This is a genomic window from Enterococcus sp. DIV0183, from assembly GCF_050541505.1.
Lineage (GTDB): Bacteria > Bacillota > Bacilli > Lactobacillales > Enterococcaceae > Enterococcus > Enterococcus faecalis.
This window is the reverse complement of sequence record NZ_CP172932.1, coordinates 1,641,869-1,660,772: the sequence shown is the minus strand read 5'-3', so window position 1 is coordinate 1,660,772 and position 18,904 is coordinate 1,641,869. Positions and strand designations below refer to the sequence as shown.

The 18,904-nt window shown below is 36.4% G+C and carries 17 protein-coding genes; 11 read left to right on the top strand and 6 right to left on the bottom strand.

Annotated elements, in window-relative coordinates; translation table 11 throughout:
* Window positions 1-11 precede the first annotated feature (11 nt).
* From IGK72_RS08170 to yeiL, 3 genes are all read right to left on the bottom strand, one after another.
* The gene (locus IGK72_RS08170) at window positions 12-1,193 is read right to left on the bottom strand and encodes a multidrug effflux MFS transporter (protein WP_002365813.1); all 1,182 of its coding nucleotides are present in this window, start codon (window positions 1,191-1,193) and stop codon (window positions 12-14) included.
* Between the two features lie 109 nt (window positions 1,194-1,302).
* The gene (locus tag IGK72_RS08165; RefSeq protein ID WP_002362038.1) at window positions 1,303-1,698 is read right to left on the bottom strand and encodes a DUF3224 domain-containing protein; all 396 of its coding nucleotides are present in this window, start codon (window positions 1,696-1,698) and stop codon (window positions 1,303-1,305) included.
* A gap of 71 nt (window positions 1,699-1,769) precedes the next feature.
* Window positions 1,770-2,435, bottom strand: coding sequence for a transcriptional regulator YeiL (gene yeiL, locus IGK72_RS08160; protein WP_165548520.1), 666 nt, complete (start codon window positions 2,433-2,435; stop codon window positions 1,770-1,772).
* Between the two features lie 88 nt (window positions 2,436-2,523).
* On the opposite strand from yeiL, the gene IGK72_RS08155 reads away from it, so the two are divergent.
* The 4 genes from IGK72_RS08155 (at window position 2,524) to IGK72_RS08140 (ending at window position 7,313) form a co-directional block, all read left to right on the top strand.
* On the top strand, window positions 2,524-3,174 hold the full coding sequence (locus IGK72_RS08155; protein ID WP_002403129.1) for a YczE/YyaS/YitT family protein: 651 nt from the start codon (window positions 2,524-2,526) through the stop codon (window positions 3,172-3,174).
* Between the two features lie 317 nt (window positions 3,175-3,491).
* Window positions 3,492-6,197 carry a cation-translocating P-type ATPase gene (locus IGK72_RS08150; RefSeq protein WP_002377094.1) on the top strand — a complete coding sequence of 902 codons (2,706 nt, stop codon included), beginning with the start codon at window positions 3,492-3,494 and terminating at the stop codon, window positions 6,195-6,197.
* 69 nt (window positions 6,198-6,266) lie between these two features.
* Window positions 6,267-6,803 carry a GNAT family N-acetyltransferase gene (locus tag IGK72_RS08145; protein WP_002370982.1) on the top strand — a complete coding sequence of 179 codons (537 nt, stop codon included), beginning with the start codon at window positions 6,267-6,269 and terminating at the stop codon, window positions 6,801-6,803.
* A 69-nt stretch (window positions 6,804-6,872) separates the two neighbouring features.
* Window positions 6,873-7,313 (top strand): hypothetical protein, encoded by a 441-nt coding sequence (locus IGK72_RS08140; RefSeq protein WP_002384384.1) that lies wholly within the window; start codon window positions 6,873-6,875, stop codon window positions 7,311-7,313.
* A gap of 243 nt (window positions 7,314-7,556) precedes the next feature.
* Here the strand turns inward: IGK72_RS08140 and IGK72_RS08135 are convergent, their stop codons facing one another.
* On the bottom strand, window positions 7,557-7,718 hold the full coding sequence (locus tag IGK72_RS08135) for a hypothetical protein (protein WP_002357133.1): 162 nt from the start codon (window positions 7,716-7,718) through the stop codon (window positions 7,557-7,559).
* 33 nt (window positions 7,719-7,751) lie between these two features.
* Window positions 7,752-8,108, bottom strand: coding sequence for a hypothetical protein (locus IGK72_RS08130; protein ID WP_002365807.1), 357 nt, complete (start codon window positions 8,106-8,108; stop codon window positions 7,752-7,754).
* 179 nt (window positions 8,109-8,287) lie between these two features.
* Between IGK72_RS08130 and IGK72_RS08125 the strand changes: the two genes are divergently transcribed.
* From IGK72_RS08125 to IGK72_RS08095, 7 genes are all read left to right on the top strand, one after another.
* Window positions 8,288-9,622, top strand: coding sequence for an FAD-dependent oxidoreductase (locus IGK72_RS08125; protein ID WP_010717646.1), 1,335 nt, complete (start codon window positions 8,288-8,290; stop codon window positions 9,620-9,622).
* Window positions 9,612-11,078 (top strand): helix-turn-helix domain-containing protein, encoded by a 1,467-nt coding sequence (locus IGK72_RS08120; RefSeq protein WP_156209172.1) that lies wholly within the window; start codon window positions 9,612-9,614, stop codon window positions 11,076-11,078. The genes IGK72_RS08125 and IGK72_RS08120 overlap by 11 nt, the downstream gene beginning before the upstream one ends.
* A 276-nt stretch (window positions 11,079-11,354) precedes the next feature.
* On the top strand, window positions 11,355-12,860 hold the full coding sequence (glpK, locus tag IGK72_RS08115; protein WP_002357138.1) for a glycerol kinase GlpK: 1,506 nt from the start codon (window positions 11,355-11,357) through the stop codon (window positions 12,858-12,860).
* A gap of 20 nt (window positions 12,861-12,880) precedes the next feature.
* Entirely contained in the window at window positions 12,881-14,710 is a 1,830-nt protein-coding gene (gene glpO / locus IGK72_RS08110) for a type 1 glycerol-3-phosphate oxidase (protein WP_165548518.1), read from the top strand.
* A 7-nt stretch (window positions 14,711-14,717) separates the two neighbouring features.
* Window positions 14,718-15,437, top strand: a complete 720-nt coding sequence (locus IGK72_RS08105; RefSeq protein WP_002357140.1) for an MIP/aquaporin family protein — start codon at window positions 14,718-14,720, stop codon at window positions 15,435-15,437.
* Window positions 15,438-15,723: 286 nt separating this feature from the next.
* A complete protein-coding gene (locus IGK72_RS08100; protein WP_002387303.1) occupies window positions 15,724-16,251 on the top strand; it encodes a 5-bromo-4-chloroindolyl phosphate hydrolysis family protein in 528 nt (175 codons plus the stop codon).
* Window positions 16,244-17,089, top strand: a complete 846-nt coding sequence (locus tag IGK72_RS08095) for a hypothetical protein (RefSeq protein ID WP_002362031.1) — start codon at window positions 16,244-16,246, stop codon at window positions 17,087-17,089. Before IGK72_RS08100 ends, IGK72_RS08095 begins: the two co-directional genes overlap by 8 nt.
* Before the next feature lie 302 nt (window positions 17,090-17,391).
* Here IGK72_RS08095 and IGK72_RS08090 read toward each other — a convergent pair whose 3' ends face one another.
* Window positions 17,392-18,900 (bottom strand): helix-turn-helix domain-containing protein, encoded by a 1,509-nt coding sequence (locus IGK72_RS08090; protein WP_031323786.1) that lies wholly within the window; start codon window positions 18,898-18,900, stop codon window positions 17,392-17,394.
* Between the last annotated feature and the right edge of the window lie 4 nt (window positions 18,901-18,904).

Here is an 18,904-nt window from a genome sequence, read left to right as displayed (position 1 = left end):
TTTTTTGATTTTTATTTTAAAGTTTTACGATAAACAATGACATAATAGCTGAAAGCTAACAGGCAGGCAAAACTTAAAAAGTAAAGCGGCAAGACCCAAATGGTACCATTGTGAAAGTAACTAATCAAATAGGTAAAGAAACTAACAAACAAGTAATAGACAAAACTAAAAATTCCACTGGCAGTACCAATTACAGATTCATAGCCTTTTAAGGCCATACTTAAGGCATTGGGCAAAGTAATATTAATCCCTAAGAAAAAGAGAAAAATAAACAAAATAAGACCAATGATTGTTTCAAATTGTGTCATTATTAATAAACAGCAAGCCGCAAAGATACTTAGCAGCAAACCAGCAAAGGCAATTTTTTCCGCTGACCAATATCCTAGCAACCAATTGATAAGAACCGCAGCAAGAATACTAGACACAGCTAAAACTAAACCAAGAAAGCCATATTGGACACTGCTAAAGCCAAAGTGATTGATGAAAATAAACGGAGCTTCTGCATAGTAGCTAAACAATAAACCATTAATGCCCCCAATCAATAAGCCGTAGCACCAAACTTTCGAGTCGAAGGAAAGGCGTTTCGCCACGGACCAAAAAGGCGCTTTCGTTAAGGTATTTCCTAAGTGAAAGGTTTCTGGTAAACGATAAAAACTATAGAAAAGTAATAGAACAGCCATGACAATTAAGGTGCTAAAGACATGCTGATAGCCAAAATAGGTTTGAACAAGTCCGCCGACTAAGGGTCCGATGGCAGGAGATAGCGATAGGGCAGCGCTTGTTTGAGCAAAAATTTTCCCTCTTTGAAGATCGTTAAAGCTTTCCCGCATCATCGATTGGGTAATAACAGAACCAACGCTTGCACCAAATGCTTGAATTAAACGGAAGAATAACAGCCAAGGAAATGTCGGACTCAAAAAAAGGCCAATATTTCCAATTAAATAGCATAAAATTCCTAATAACATAGCTGGGCGACGTCCAATCGTATCGGATAGAATTCCCCAGAATAAAACGCCAACGGCAAAGGCAACAAAATAAATACTCATGGTTAATTGTGCCACGCTATCGTGAATGTTAAAAGCAGAACTAAGCGCTGGTAAAATGGGTGTGAAAATCGACTCGCTGATTTGTGGAAATCCCACAAGCAAAATAATAATTAGTAATGATGGGACGGTGTTTCGGGTGTTTTTCATGATTTTTCTCCTTAAAAGTTTAATCTAATCAAAAACACCCATTGTCTTTTACAACCGCCAAATTTAAAATAAGTAAAATAATGTCACCAACTTTCCTTGAAATTTTTTATTATACAAAGTCTAAATGAAGAAGCGCTTCTTCTTGACTAAATTCATAAGTGTAGCGACCGGATAAACCGGCAAGCTCACCTGATGCTTGAAATAGTTCACCTGGGCAGTCTAAAAGACCCTGTGTAAACGTCCCTTTTTCGCAAGCAGTAAAGGTGCCTTTTTTTCCTAAATAAGTTCCTTCGAAATGTAGGAAACCGACCACTTGAGCCACAGCTTCAAGCCCATCTGCCATTGAAGAGCCTTGATAAGTCATTAAGTATTCCACAGAAGCTGTCCCAGATAAGGCGCCTGACAATTGATAAGTAGCGCTCGCTTGATTCACTGGGAAATTTTCATTAAGATTGTCAATCGGTTGTTCTTGCCAACTAGATACAGTAAATGATGCTTGCTCCATTGCTGTCCCTTCTTTCTTATTAATAAGAATAGGGTAGCGGGAAGCGCACTATTTGTCAACAATCCACCACTTTAACTCTTCATTTTTTGCACAAAAGAATGTAACGCTAAGCGGTTGATGTGATAAGCAGTTCCTTGTTTTTGAATAAAGCCGCGCTCTCGAAATTGTTTGAAGGTATAAATAAGATGGCGATAACTAACCCCTAAGTATTCGGCAATCTCAGTATGTTTTTCTTTATAAACATCTTCGTGATTAGCGGCAACCAATAGCAATTCCGCTAGCCGATAACTTAGTTCATAGGTCTGATTCGTTGTAAAGTGGTCCACCCGTTGGAGCATTTTTTTCCCTAGATAATGGCTGAGTTGCTGCATAAAAAGTACCTTGTTTTTTAAAACAGTTTCTGCGTAAGCTAAAGGTACAGCCAAACAACAGGTTTCACCTAAGGCGATAACGTTCTTGGTTATCGTTTCCGCTTGAACTAATGTTAAATCGCCAATTAAATCACCTGTCGTTAAAAACTGAACAATGGATTGGCGGCCATTGCGTTCTGTTTTTAAAATTTTCGCTTTTCCTTTGATTAAATAAAAAAGATAATTTAATGGCTCTGCTTGGTGATGAATGAATTCTTGATTTTCAAAATCGATAATAAAACTGTGTTTTAAATCAGTTTCATTAAAAAAAGGCGTATTTTTAGCTAATTCTTGTTTCGGTGATCGTTGGTAGGTTGTTTTAAGCATTTTTTCTCCTTATAATAGGAGATATCTCCTATTTGTTTCTTCTATTGTAGCACATAATAGACGTATCAAGAGTAGAGGAGTTTTTATAATGTGGAAGAAAAAAATTGTGCTATCGTTTCTTTTTTATTTAATTAGTGCATTGGGCATCAGTTTGACAATTCAAGCAGGCATTGGAGTTAGTAGTTTTAATGCATTTAATGTGACCTTTGCAACACTTACTCATTTAAAAGTCGGAACTGTTACCACAGCTATCAATTTCGCTTTTTTAGGCACGTGTTGGTTGTTAGATCAGCAGCGTAAAATTCAGGACTATTTGATTATTTTGGTGGCGTTAATTGGCTTTGGTTTTGTCATTAATTTTTTCTTATATCAATTATTTGGTTCGCTTGTTTTTCAAAATTATTTGGTTAAAATTGTTCTATTTATTTTAGGGACAATCATAGCAGGAATGGGGACAGGACAGGTAGTTGCGCTAGGTGTTTTGCAATTTCCCATTGAAAAATTTTGTACACTTATTTCTGAAAGAACGCGCTATAGTTTTCAGGTTTATCGTTATTTAGTTGATATTTTTTGTGTCAGTTTAGCACTAGGATTGTCCATTAGTTATCATTTGCCGATTTTTGTTCGTGAGGGAACCGTGATTAGTCTTTTCTTACTTTCTTGGGTTATTAGTTGGTCGCGAAAGCGGGGGCAACAACGTATTTTACGAATACAAATCAAGAAACTGGAATCCGAATGAAAGGATTTCAGTTTTTTTCAAATGAGCAGAACTTTTATTTGAAAAAAAGAGTGGAAAACGGTATACTAATTAAGTAATTATTCATAACATTGGTTCTCCAATCAATGTTAAATAGTTTTTTCATGAGGGAGTAACTGACAGTATTTATGCTGTGACAACATCACCAACTCCGAAAGCAATTTCTGGTGTTGTCTTAAACGGTGAGACTTATGTATGTTCGACGAAGTAGCATACACAAGTCTATTTTTTTTCATTTATTTTTGATGAAATGTAAAATAGTACTTGAAGGATGCTGCAAAAAATAGAGGAGGAAGAACATGTCAGAAGAAAAGAAAACACAATTGTCTGAAGCGTTTTACGCACAAGACGACACAGTTGTTTTGGAGAAAATGAACACAACAACTGATGGATTAAGTGCACAGGAGGCTCAAAAGCGTTTAGAAACGTACGGGGAAAATGTGCTAGATGAAGGGAAGAAAAAATCACTTGCCGTGAAATTCTTTGAGCAATTCAAAGATTTTATGATTATTGTTTTATTAGCGGCAGCGGTCATTTCAGCCGTCTTTTCCCATGATGTGGTAGACTCGATTATCATCTTAGTGGTTGTTATCTTGAATGCCATCTTTGGGGTCATCCAAGAAGCCAAAGCGGAACAAGCCATTGAAGCATTAAAAGAAATGTCTTCACCAAATGCTAATGTTCGCCGTGATGGACACGTCATTACTGTTAAAAGCGATGAATTAGTGCCAGGTGACATTGTTTTATTAGAAGCAGGGGATGTCGTTCCAGCCGATTTACGTTTATTGGAAGCGAATAGCTTAAAAATTGAAGAAGCAGCGTTAACCGGTGAATCTGTTCCAGTTGAAAAAGAAGTAACCATCTTAGAGGGAACCGATATTGGTATCGGTGACCGAATCAATATGGCTTATTCCAATAGTAATGTGACGTATGGACGTGGTCTTGGCGTTGTGGTTGGCACAGGAATGAATACAGAAGTCGGTAAAATTGCTGGCATGCTAGCAAGCGAACAAGAAACGGAAACGCCTTTAAAACAAAACTTAAACCAATTGGGTAAAATGTTAACAATTGCCATTTTAGTCATTGCAGCGGTGATGTTTGTGGTAGGAATGATGAATGGTCGTTCATGGATTGACATGTTATTAACGTCAATTTCGTTAGCTGTAGCGGCAATTCCAGAAGGATTACCAGCGATTGTCACAATTATTTTGGCTTTAGGTACCCAAAAAATGGCCAAGAAAAATGCGATTGTCCGTAAGTTACCAGCCGTTGAAACATTAGGAAGTACAGACATTATCTGTTCAGATAAAACAGGTACGTTAACCTTAAATCAAATGACCGTTGAAGCGTTGTATACAGATGGTCAAGTTTTATCTGCTTCCACAGAAATCCCTGCTGATAATATGGCTTTAAAAATCATGAACTTTACGAATGATACAAAAATCGCTCAAGATGGTTCATTAATTGGTGACCCAACAGAAACTGCCTTAGTACAATTTGGTTTAGATCATGCGTTTAACGTAACCGAAAAAGTAGCAGCTGAACCTCGTGTGGCAGAGATTCCTTTTGACTCTGATCGTAAATTAATGACTACAGTTCATGAATTAAAAACAGGTGGCTTCCTAGTTTCTGTCAAAGGTGCACCAGATGAATTATTGAAACGTTGTACGGAAATCTTATCAAATGGAGAAACAAGTCCATTAGATGAAACAAAACGTCAAGAAATTTTGAAAACAAACACCTCATTAGCGAAACAAGCCTTACGTGTTTTAGGAATGGCTTATAAATATGTTGAGACGATTCCAGCCGAAATGAGTTCTGAACTTGTGGAAAAAGATTTAACATTTGCTGGTTTAGTCGGTATGATTGACCCAGAAAGAAAAGAAGCTGCAGATGCTGTAAAAGTCGCGAAAGAAGCGGGTATTCGTCCAATTATGATTACGGGTGACCACCGTGATACAGCAGAAGCAATTGCGGCACGTTTAGGCATCATCAAAGAAGGCGACGACGATGCAGTCATCACAGGCGCTGAATTAAATGAATTGTCAGATGAAAAATTCGCACAAGTCGTGGGACACTACTCTGTCTATGCTCGTGTTTCACCAGAACACAAGGTTCGGATTGTTAAAGCGTGGCAACAAGAAGGAAAAGTGGTTGCGATGACTGGTGATGGCGTAAATGATGCCCCAGCCTTAAAAGCTGCTGACATCGGGATTGGTATGGGAATTACCGGAACAGAAGTATCAAAAGGTGCTTCAGATATGGTCCTTGCCGATGATAACTTTTCAACAATTATTGTAGCAGTAGAAGAAGGACGTAAAGTCTTCTCAAATATCCAAAAAACGATTCAATATTTACTTTCAGCTAACTTAGGGGAAGTATTAACCTTGTTTATTGCAACAATGCTCAATTGGGATACCTTGTTACCTGTTCACTTATTGTGGATTAACTTAGTAACGGATACTTTCCCAGCGATTGCGTTAGGTGTGGAACCCGCAGAACGTGATGTGATGAGCCATGAACCTCGTGGTAAAAAATCGAACTTCTTCTCTGGCGGCGTTTTAAGCAGTGTTGTTTATCAAGGGATTACGCAAGGGGCATTGACTTTGATTGTGTACAAAATGTCAATTATGTTCCCAGCACATACCGCAGCTAACACAAACTTATCGGCGCAAGCGTTGTATGATTTACAACACGGCGATGCTTTAACCATGGCCTTCGCTACTTTGGGATTAATTCAATTGTTCCATGCCTTTAATGTGAAGTCGATTTATCAATCAATTTTCAAAGTTGGCTTATTCCGCAACAAATCATTTAACTATGGGATTCTTGTTTCGTTCTTGCTATTAGCTGCAACGATTGTTATTCCAGGATTTAATGATTTATTCAGCGTCACACATTTAGATGCATATCAATGGGCAATTGTAGCAGGTACTTCTTTTGCTATCATCCCAATTGTGGAAATTGTGAAGTTCTTCCAACGTAAAGCAGGTAAAGGTGCTTAATAAATAAGAAAAGAAAATTGGCTGGTACTTAAACCAGTCAATTTTTCTTTATGTAAGGAGTGAAAGGGCTTGAAACGGAAAATTATTTTCGAAACACAACGACTTATTGTCAGAGAATGGCAGTCGGAAGATGAAGTGGAATTGAAAAAATTTTTGCAAGATGAAAATGTGATGTATGCCTATGAACACGCTTTTTCTGATGAAGAGGTTGCAAACTGGCTAAAGTGGAACTTACAGTCCTATCAAGAATACGGCTACGGCTTATGGGCGTTAGAGAAGAAACGAACAGGCGAAGTTATCGGCGAGTGTGGTCTCACCAATCAATTAGTAAAAGGTAAGAGCTATCCAGAAATTGGTTATCATTTATGTGGGAAAGAATGGCACAAAGGGTATGCGATTGAAGCTGCCGCAGCGACAAAACAGTACGCATTCGATGTATTAAATTTTCCAGAAGTTATTTCAACGATTCGTGATACGAACTTAGCCTCTATGAATGTCGCTATTCGAAACCAGATGCTTGTTAGGGATCGATACATTAAAACATATCGTGGCAAAACGATGCCTCACTATGTTTTCTCTGTTAAAAATCAAAAGAATAAAGACTGAAAAAGTGCCACTTGTCAGATGGAATAGAAAAAGTGTAAAATGGAGTGAAAGAGAAAAGGGAAAAGAGGGATGGTTATGAGACCAAATTTAGGATTTTACGTTCAAACAATTAATGATATCGTTAAAACAACAGAAGACATTGGCGAAGTCATGAATCCATATTACGAAGAAGTTCGTCAAGCGATCGATAAGAATAAAGTGAATGATTTAACAGCCGAACGAATTGCAGAAATTCAAGCAAAATTTAAAGAAGGTACTGAAAAATATGAATTAATGCTCAAAAAAGTCGGAACATTAAAACCGACGCCACAAGTACTTGGCATTCACAAAAAATTTCAACATGCTTATACAGAATATGTAGCAGGATGCAATGAAATGATTTTAGCAACAGATCCAGAAACAGGCATTGATGCAGAATTATTTAACGCTTCAGAAGAAAAGCAAGACCAAGCAACGGATGAATTAACCTTTGCCATTACGCGGATGAGCAACATTCTTTTGAAAAAATAAAAAACTAATAAAAATAACTAACGAATTTAATATTTTTTTCATGTCTTTTTTATGGACAAAAGAGAAAGTGTATTGTATTATTAATTCATACCAACAACAACCTTTTTATTTTTCATTTTACTCTTATTGAGTAAATACTCCTTTTCCATCGGCAAAACTGCCGGTGGTTTTTTTTTGTTATTTTTTTTATTTAATAATAAAACAACCTTTGATTTTATTAAAATCAAAGGTTGTTTTAGCTTGTTAATTTTCAACATTTCGCACATAATCATCAAAGTATTGAATTAACTCTTTCTTGATTTGTTGATAATCTGCTTCAGAATAGTTCTTTTCTTCTAGCGTACCATTAAAAAATGGCAAATTTAGTTCTTCTTTTAAACGTTCAATCACTTCTTCTTGCTTCATAAGGACCCCTTCTCAACGAATTGTTCTCTTCTATTATAGAACATTGTAGTCATCCGTCAATTGTTCAAAGGCAATTTTCATTTCCTCTAGACGTTCATTCAATTGATGGGTTTCATCTTCTTCATTGAAAAAATGTTGTTTTAATTCAAAATAAAAATTTTCGAAGGCTTGGAAAAAAGGCTCAGACTTGTTGTTTTCAAGAGCAGGAACACTTGTGTAGAGAACACGAGCGCTATGGTAGTAAGTGAAAACCTCGTTAATATTTAATAAAATACGCGCTTCTTCTGGGCGTGGTCGACTTGTAACTAAGTCATGTAAAGATAAACTTTTTGTATGGGTTTCAGATAAATAAAATAAAAATAGTTCCAATTGCTCTTTCGTTGCAGACATGAAAACTCCTCCTCAAACAGTAGTAACATTTATTATAAATGAAAATGAAAGTGCTTGAAAAGCAATGCGCTCAGCAAAAATAATTATTTTAAGGGAAAACTATAGTTGTTGCTTTAGCATTCTTTTTAATCATGATAAACTGAGAGAAGTATAGTAGGTCCTGACAGAGGAGGAAACAAATGAAAATTGTGATTATTGGTGCATCATTCGCAGGTATTTCCGCAGCAATTGCTTCAAGGAAAAAATATCCCCAAGCAGAAATTTCTTTAATTGATAAACAAGCAACAGTGGGGTATTTATCTGGTGGCTTAAGTGCGTATTTTAATCATACCATCAATGAATTACACGAAGCACGTTACATAACGGAAGAGGAATTACGTCGTCAAAAGATTCAGTTGCTTTTAAATAGAGAAGTTGTGGCAATGGATGTTGAGAACCAATTGATTGCTTGGACACGAAAGGAAGAGCAACAGTGGTATTCTTATGATAAATTGATTTTAGCGACAGGCGCGAGCCAGTTTTCCACGCAAATTCGTGGTAGTCAAACAGAAAAACTACTCAAATATAAATTTTTATCAGGTGCTTTAGCGGCTGTTCCATTACTGGAAAAAAGCCAGACAGTAGCTGTCATTGGTGCAGGACCCATTGGAATGGAAGCTATTGATTTTCTTGTGAAAATGAAGAAAACGGTCCATGTCTTTGAAAGCTTGGAAAATCTATTGCCTAAATATTTTGATAAAGAAATGGTCGCAGAAGTTCAAAAATCTTTGGAAAAACAAGCAGTAATTTTCCATTTTGAAGAAACGGTCCTAGGAATTGAAGAAACAGCAAATGGTATTGTTCTTGAAACAAGCGAGCAGGAAATTTCTTGTGACAGTGGGATTTTTGCTTTAAACTTACATCCTCAATTAGCCTATTTGGATAAAAAAATTCAACGGAATCTGGATCAGACAATCGCGGTGGATTCTTATTTACAAACTTCAGTGCCGAATGTTTTTGCCATCGGAGATTGCATTTCAGTTATGAATGAACCAGTCGCGGAAACTTTTTATGCTCCGTTAGTGAACAATGCGGTACGAACTGGCTTAGTAGTCGCCAACAATTTAGAAGAAAAAACACACCGATTCATTGGTTCTTTACGAACAATGGGAACAAAAGTGGGGGACTATTATCTTGCTAGTACAGGTCTAACCGAAACGGAAGGTTTATTTTTTCCGCAAACACTTGCTTCCGTAATTGTTAGACAGCCAGCGCCGCCTCTACAACATGGGACAGAAATTTTAGGCAAATTAATCTATGATAAATTGACGCAACGGGTCCTTGGGGCACAGCTTTGTTCAAAAAACAATTGTTTAGAAAAAATAAATACGTTAGCATTAAGTATCCAAACAGGTCAGACACTGACAGACCTATTACAAAAAGATTATTTTTATCAACCTTCCTTAACCAATATTTATGATATTACAAATTTGATGGGTGCTTCGGCTTATTGGAGAGAGAACGATGAAAGTTGAGACGTTATTGGAAAAGAAAGCGATGCGACAATTATTAACGGTGCAACAAACCATCTTAGCAGGCGGCACCTGCTCAGTCTCTGATTTAACAGCATTTTTAGCGGTCACAAAAGCCTCCTTTGAAAAAGACTTAGAGGATTTACATTATTTTTTGAAACCTTTTGGACAGGATTGTCAGCTTACTTATGATGGCCAACAGCTATCAATCACCTTATCGGATTTTTTTTCGTTGAATCATTTAATTGAAGCATTTGTAAAAGAGTCTCTTAAATTTCAACTTTTAGATTATTTATATCGTAATAAAGAGTTTTCTATTGTTCAATTAACGACTAAATTTATGATTAGTGAGTCTTCTTTATTTCGAAAGATTAAGGAACTCAATCAATTGTTAGCCGCCTTTGATTTGCAAATAAAAAATGGACAACTACAGGGAGAAGAATTGCAGATTCGTTACTTTTACTTTCAGTTGTATTGGTATATTACTCCCTATGAAATACACCAGAAAAAAACGATGTCGCCGTTAAATAAACGGATAATTGAAGGGATTGAGACTGGCTTAGGTTTTACTTTTAATGAACATAATGCGTTAAAAGTTAGCCTTTGGTTGAGTATTACGAAAAAGCGCCTAGCGGTCACTTCAAAAAAATATCAACAATTGAGAAAGAAAATGATTGATTTTAAAGAAGATCCGTTATTTAAGCAAGTTCGACAATTGTTTTTCCGTTTTTCTAGTCGCTATTCATTAGAATTAGACGAAGGAGAAAGCATGATTCATTTTGTTTTTCTAATCACAATGTCGGTCTTACCAGAATCAGCTTTTGATGAATATTCCTTAATTCGGGGACGTCGTTCCGCTGTTTCTTTAGCTGATACGTTTATCTTGGAAAATGTGGTCTTGTATTATCGGCCCCATAAATTTGAACCTACTCTTGAGAAAACCATGGCTTACTATTTTTCACAAATTCATGGAAAACTGTATTTTTTTAAAGGAGAATTGGAAGTTTTTAATCGGGCCCATATCTGGGAAAAAGAACAGCAATTATCTAGTCGGGAATTAGCTTCTTTTTCAACAACGTTATTAGAAAAAGCTTTAGCTTGTTTTGATGAAACGTATCAACCAGGAGATAGTTTGCATGAACTTTCTCTGGTCAAATATTTAAGCGTGTTGGCATTAATTGAATTTAAAATGATTGGTGAAATAAAAATTGGAATTCATTTAGCAATGGATGCTCTTTATCAAGCGGCGTTAACACAAGTATTAATGCTTAGTCTTAAAAATATGAATGGCACACTGGTGGAGAGGTATCAGCCTGAACAAACATATGATTTAATTGTGACCAATTATCAGCAAACGAGCTATCAAGGAACACCGGAAGTCTATGTTTTGTCAGAATTAAGTTCGACCTATGATGTGCAACAATTAAAAAAGAAAATACGCACCTTGCGGGAGAAATAAACAAAAGGTTGGTGTGACGGAAATTGTTTGATCCTCGCACCAGCCTTTTTACAACTAAAAGTCGAAAATTAGGCTTTTTTAAACAAAAATGTTTCTTTTTATTGAAAAATTAGAGATAATAAAAGTATTATTGAAAGCGTTGTCTTTGTTGGTTTTAGTAGAAATCCTTTCAATTTTTTTAAAATAAAAAAAGTTTTTGACATGTTTAGTTATTCTTTTGTTTGTAAGATAGGAACATAAAGAAAACGATTTCAAAAACGTTTAGGAGGAATTATCATGGCAGAAGAAAAATACATTATGGCGATTGATCAAGGAACGACTAGTTCTCGTGCAATTATTTTTGATAAAAAAGGAAACAAAATTGGTAGTTCACAAAAGGAATTTACTCAATATTTTCCTAATGCAGGCTGGGTGGAACATAATGCCAATGAAATTTGGAATTCTGTTCAATCCGTTATTGCAGGTTCTCTAATTGAGTCAGGAGTGAAACCAACGGATATTGCCGGAATTGGGATTACAAACCAACGGGAAACAACCGTTGTTTGGGACAAAGCAACTGGGTTACCCATTTATAACGCAATTGTTTGGCAATCACGCCAAACGACACCTATTGCTGATCAACTAAAAGAAGATGGCTACAGCGAAATGATTCATGAAAAAACTGGGTTAATCATTGATGCTTATTTCTCAGCAACGAAGGTTCGTTGGATCTTAGATCACGTAGAAGGTGCGCAAGAACGTGCAGAAAATGGAGAATTGATGTTTGGAACAATTGACACTTGGCTCGTTTGGAAATTAACGGGAGATACTCATGTCACTGATTATTCAAATGCAAGCCGGACGATGTTGTTTAATATCCATGATTTAGATTGGGATCAAGAAATTTTGGATCTTTTAAATATCCCACGAGTGATGTTACCGAAAGTCGTTTCGAACTCTGAAGTGTATGGATTAACAAAAAATTACCATTTTTACGGAAGTGAAGTTCCTATCGCTGGGATGGCTGGTGACCAACAAGCCGCCTTATTTGGTCAAATGGCCTTTGAACCTGGGATGGTTAAAAATACCTATGGAACAGGCTCATTTATTGTCATGAACACTGGCGAAGAACCTCAACTTTCTAAAAATAATCTGCTTACCACTATTGGCTATGGCATTAACGGCAAAGTATATTATGCCTTGGAAGGAAGTATCTTCGTGGCTGGTTCAGCGATTCAATGGTTACGAGATGGCTTAAAAATGTTGCAAACGGCTGCTGAATCTGAAGCAGTAGCCAAAGCGTCAACAGGGCACAATGAAGTTTATGTGGTTCCGGCATTCACTGGTTTGGGCGCACCATATTGGGATTCACAAGCGCGTGGGGCTGTCTTTGGATTAACACGCGGTACCACGAGAGAAGATTTTGTCAAAGCGACACTTCAAGCAGTTGCGTATCAAGTTCGTGACATTATTGACACGATGAAAGAAGATACAGGCATAGATATTCCCGTCTTAAAAGTAGACGGTGGAGCAGCAAACAATGATTTCTTGATGCAATTCCAAGCAGATATTTTAAACACTGCTGTTCAAAGAGCCCATAACTTAGAAACAACGGCCTTAGGCGCAGCTTTCTTGGCGGGCTTAGCGGTTGGCTTCTGGAAAGACTTAGAAGAAATCAAAGCATTCCAAGAAGAAGGACAACAATTTGAACCAATTATGGCGGAAGAAGAACGAGAAGATTTATATGAAGGTTGGCAACAAGCAGTAGCAGCTACCCAACAATTCAAACGTAAAAATAAGTAAATGGAAAAGGGGAATTTTCTATGACTTTCTCAATAGAAACACGCCGACAATCAATCGACGCTTTAAAAACACAACACTTAGATGTCTTAATTATTGGTGGTGGCATTACTGGCGCAGGGGTTGCCCTGCAAGCCAGTGCCGCTAAAATGAAGACAGGGTTAATTGAAATGCAGGATTTCGCAGAGGGCACCTCTTCACGATCAACCAAATTAGTTCATGGTGGTATCCGCTATTTGAAAACGTTTGACGTGGAGGTGGTAGCAGATACAGTGAAAGAACGAGCCGTCGTTCAATCCATTGCGCCACACATCCCTAAAGCGGATCCCATGTTATTGCCGATTTATGATGAGCCAAATGCAACATTTAATCTATTTTCTGTCAAAATAGCAATGGATTTATATGATCAGTTAGCTGATGTAACAGGTACCAAGTACGCCAACTATCTGTTAACAAAAGACGAGGTTTTGGCACGTGAGCCACAACTAAAAAGTGAAGGTTTACAAGGTGGCGGTGTTTATTTAGATTACCGAAATAATGATGCTCGTTTAGTTATTGAAAATATTAAACAAGCAGTAGCTGACGGGGCGCATGCTGTGAGTCGGGTTCAAGCGGTGGGCTTTTTATACAATGATGAAGGGAAAATTACTGGCATTCAAGCAAAGGACCTACTAACTGACGAACAGTTTGAGATTCACGCAGATGTTGTGATTAATACTACTGGTCCTTGGTCAGATAAATTAAGAGGCTTAGACAAAAACGATTCATTTACACCACAAATGCGTCCAACCAAAGGGGTTCATTTAGTTGTCGACAAAAGCCGTTTAAATGTTCCTCAACCAACGTATTTTGATACAGGTAAACAAGATGGCCGCATGGTCTTCGTTGTTCCAAGAGAAGAAAAAACATATTTTGGGACGACGGATACAGATTACCATGGAGACTTTCAACATCCAACAGTAGAACAAAGTGATGTGGATTACCTATTGGAAGTAGTCAATAATCGTTATCCAGAGGTACAATTGACAATTGATGATATTGAAGCCAGCTGGGCTGGCTTACGACCTTTAATTTCTGTTAACGGTGGCTCAGATTATAATGGGGGAAACAATGGCAAACTTTCAGATAAAAGTATTGATGAAGTCATTGATGTCGTTGACAGATACCAAAAAAATCAAACAGATAAACGAGAAATTGAAGAAGTCCTAAACCATCTGGAAGACAGTTTGGTGGAAAATAAAGTCAATCCTTCAGCTGTCTCTCGAGGCAGCTCATTGGAAAGATCAGCGGATGGCTTGCTCACTTTGGCTGGTGGGAAATTAACAGATTATCGTAAAATGGCAGAAGGTGCGATGAAAATGATTCAAACCATCTTAGCAGAAGAATACCAGAAAGAATTCACCTTAATTGATTCTAAAAACTATCCAGTTTCAGGCGGAAAATTGAACCCTGCAACGGTAGACGAAGAATTAGAAGCGTTGGCAAAACATGGCGTGTCTAAAGGGTTAAGTGAAAAGGATGCACTATACTTAGCTCATTTATATGGCTCCAACGTACCAACTGTTTTTGAAATGATTGATGATGCCAAAGTAATTCCTGGTTTAACCTTAACAGAAACTGTCTCTTTAAACTATGCGATGGAAGAAGAAATGGCTTTAACACCCGTCGACTTTTTATTGCGACGGACCAACCACTTATTATTTATGCGTGATCGTTTGGACCAAGTGAAAGCGGGAGTCATTGAAGAAATGGCACAGCATTATCAGTGGACAGCGGAAGAAAGAGCACGACACATTGAAACATTAGAAAAAGTAATTGAAGAATCAGATTTAAAAAATTTGAAAGTAGGGTGAAGAAAAAATGGGAACTTCGATGATGACACAATTATTCGGTGAATTTTTCGGAACGATGATTTTAGTTTTACTAGGGGATGGCGTCTGTGCCGCAGTTAACTTGAAGAAAAGCAAAGCCTTTGCTTCTGGTTGGGTCGTTATTGCTTTAGGTTGGGGCGCTGCTGTTACATTAGCTGTTTACATGTCTGGGTATATGAGTCCAGCGCATTTAAATCCTGCTGTAACAGTTGCGATGGCAATTACTGGAAACTTTGAATGGGGCATGGTTTTACCTTATATCGTAGCTCAAGTCCTAGGCGGTTTTATTGGTGGTTTAGTTGTCTGGTTAGCTTATTTACCCCATTGGAACATTACAGAAGACAAAGGTGCTATTTTAGGAACCTTCGCCACTGGTCCAGCTGTCCGTAACTATCCAGCCAATGTTTTAACAGAAATTATCGGCACATTTGTCTTGGTTTTTGGTTTACTAGCCTTTTCTCAAAACGACTTAGCGGCTGGCATTAACCCAATGCTTGTTGGGATTTTGGTCTTAGGACTAGGTCTATCATTAGGCGGACCTACAGGTTATGCAATTAACCCTGCACGTGATTTAGGACCTCGTTTAGCGCACCAAATTATTCCTGTGAAAACAAAAGGTGATTCCGATTGGGCTTATTCTTGGGTGCCAATTGTGGGACCTATCTTAGGTGCTTCATTAGCTGCAGTAATTTATTTATTCACTATTTAATAAAATGAAATGTAAATAGTTGTTTTAGACAATAAAAAACGCTTGTGAGAAGTAATCAATTCTTGCAAGTGTTTTTTGCTACATATTAAACAAAAAAAGATTCCCTTAGACATTTAGACAATTTGTCCAAATGCGGAACAGAACAATTTTCCTATATGATACAATAAAAGTGCACAAGTAATTGGGGGAGTAACATTTCATACTTATTTGTCAATTTTAAGCTGGACAGTGTGTTATTCAGTAATATATACTAATTTAAAAAGGAGTACATGATTTGAATGGGATAATGGTTTTGTTAGTGGGGACTGGGTACATTGGTTGGGTTACTTATAGAAATGGTCGTACGTATTTCCGTTATAAAAAAAATCTAAAAAAATATCAAACGACGCACCATCTAACGGACAGTGACCTAGAGATGTACCAAAGAATTATGGACGAATTAAAAAAACAAATTATTTATTTAAACGAACTAACGAATAAGTCACGAAATTTAAAAAAAATTGAACAAGTAAAACTGGGTGTTGCTTCCGCTAAAGGCATCTTTAAACACTTAGTGAAGTATCCTGAAGCAATTACTCATTTTAGTGATTTTTTATATCATAAGGTACCAGAGATTTTACGAGCATCAGAACGGTTTTTAAGCATTAAAGAAGATAAATTGTCAACAGAAGAAATAACACTTGCAACCAATGGTATCTTAAGTACCATACGAGTGTTGTCGGAAAGTATCACAGATGATTATGAAAGATTAGTCTCCGAAGCATCTGAGGAAATTGCCTTATCAAAAAAATTAGTGGAGAGAAAAAATGGCTAAACAAAAGAATTTTTATGATACATATGATGCGCTTTTTCAAAAGCCAAAATGGTCGTTTTTTCCTGTCACAAGAACAGATACAGCAAAGCAACTTCCTAACCCCAATAAAAAAGTGGTAAAACCACAGACGAAAAAAAAGAAAAAACAAAAAAAGAACAAAAAAATTATTTGGATAGGCATTGCTGTAGCAATTGGCTTTATAGTATATATTGATCTTGCGGAGAAAGATGATTATTGGGATTACTCCGCTTCATCAGAAGATGTTTATCCTTTAAAAGAAGCTGGACTTACCACAACTGGACCTGTTGATTTAGAAAAACCACTAAAAGTCACAATAGAAGAAAATAAACTTTTATTTAATCAAGGCTACCAAATAGAAATTATCGGCGATGCCGATATTGAAACCAGTGGCGGAAAGAACTTTTTAATTTTACCTTCTACAGAGGAGTATCCAGATACAAAATATCTAGGCAATATCAGTTTTTATGAAAAAAGAGACTATTATACATCGGCAGGTATGTACCTTTCTGGCAATCTTGTCAACAGTCTTTCTGATTATTTGGATACAAGTAAAGAGTTTATCAAAGCATACCCAATTGATAAAATTGCTGATGTACAAACCGGCTATATTTTAAAACGGAATCAAGGATATACAGACATCTCAAAATATTATCTCTTTAAAGATGGGACAGGATTTGAATTAGAAGTCTCTGTTGACCAATTGGAAAAGGTCAAAGATCCCAAAGACTATTCTTCTTTTGTAAAAACATACGCAAAAGAAGTCGCTTTTATAGAAAAAAGTTTTAAATTTGAGTCTACTGATGAGGAATCTCGATAGAGAAACTAGTTTTCAGCTTCAAGTAGCGCCTAGCAATACCTTTGTTGAAAAAATGTAAGAGCCTGAGACAAAAAACACTTTGGATCTTCGTCTCAGGCTTAAAAACTGATCAGCGGTGGAACAGTAGCACTTTAAGGACTGAAGTACGTTACTAGATTGTCTTTGAAGGTAACATAGAAAAGAACAGTAATATACAAGCGACCTACAAACTATTTTCTGTCAGACTAAAACTGGCAGAAGTGGTTTGTAGGTCGCTTGTTTTCATTATGGCTGGTGAGACAGGTTGGCGCTTGATGTTTGTTTTAATATTGCAAATCAAAAATGGCGATACTTATTTTACTGAAAATTAGTTCCCAATCTTCTCGGGTTAATTCTTCTTCTAAAATGTAAATTCGGTCTATTTCTTTTGGTAAATCAAATAAGGGATAGTCAGTAATCACAATATCACAACCAGAAAAATCGGTTCGTTCAAAAATAATATCCTCACTAAATGCTTGCTTGATTTTCATCATAATAAAGCTAGCAATGTAAAAATCGCGAGAATATGCAACACCAATTTTAATTTTTTTGCGGGGACTATAGTGCTTATAAATTCGTAACAACAATTCACATGTCCAAATTGGGTTCTCCTGATCCTTAAATCTTAACTGATAAGGGGAATGCGCTGAAAAGTTTTGATAAAAAGCATAGATTTTTTTCTGTAAATCTTTTTGATAAGTACTATTTTTATTGACTAAAAAATCTAGAATTGCGGTATTTGGTTGCTGTGAAATAAATAATTGGTTATAGATAATATTTTTAAATAAAATAAGTAAGAAGTAATGACGATCAAATTCACGCATTTTTGGAATTTGAAAAACTTCGCAAAAATTGGTTAATAAAGAATCAACGTAGAAATATTCTGGGCAAGAAATTTCATTTAGAGCAGCCAGTAAATCTTTGGCTCGTTTTGCTGAATCAAAATTATCAATGGCAATGGGTGCAATGATATCTACAACCCGCTGTTGATCTTCTGAAAAATTTGATTGGGAACAAAAAATAGTTTGTTTTGAGTCTGAGAAAAGCCTTAAATAAGGATGTTCTTCAAATTCTTTTTGGAGATCATCTTCACAAGTATATGGAAAGCGATATTTTGCGATGTGTAAAAGTAAATTTAATTTTAGTAGAGAAGCGTGTTCCAAGCGTTCAAGAATTTCTGGTTTAATATGCTGCGTCAGTATATCTTCAAAATAAGTAGAGGTATAACGTGGTAAGGCTAAGGTATTTAAAAAGATGGTCCAGTAGACATCAAGAAAAGCATATAGGACTTGAAATTCAGAACCTGTAATCACTTTACTCGCGGAGGGGGAAAAATGGACGGAAATTCCATACAAACCAAATAGTTTATTAATGTTATTTAACCGTTTGTAAATGTAAGATGAGCTAAAATTAGTTTCTTGACTCACTTTCCAGACAGAATTGTTTTCTTTTTTGATAATTGCTTGAAAAAGAATGAAGTCAGTAGAATGGACACAGTAATAATTAAATAATAAAAAATAGTGGGAAAGAAAATCATTGGAAGTCGTATGTAATGAAATTTTTCCGTGATGGATCTGAATCTCTAAGGTATTTTCAGGAAGGGTTGCTAAGTCTTCTTGAATTTCACGAAGATAAATTGATAAATTTTTAGTAGAAAGATCGAATTTTCGGGCAACACTAGATAAATCAAGGTTTGTTTGTTTTGCTAAGTATAAAAAGACAGCCAATTTTTTTTGTGTTTTCTTTGAAAGTAAAAATGTTTTTATGGCATCTTGTGTTTTGATGAGACTCACTCCT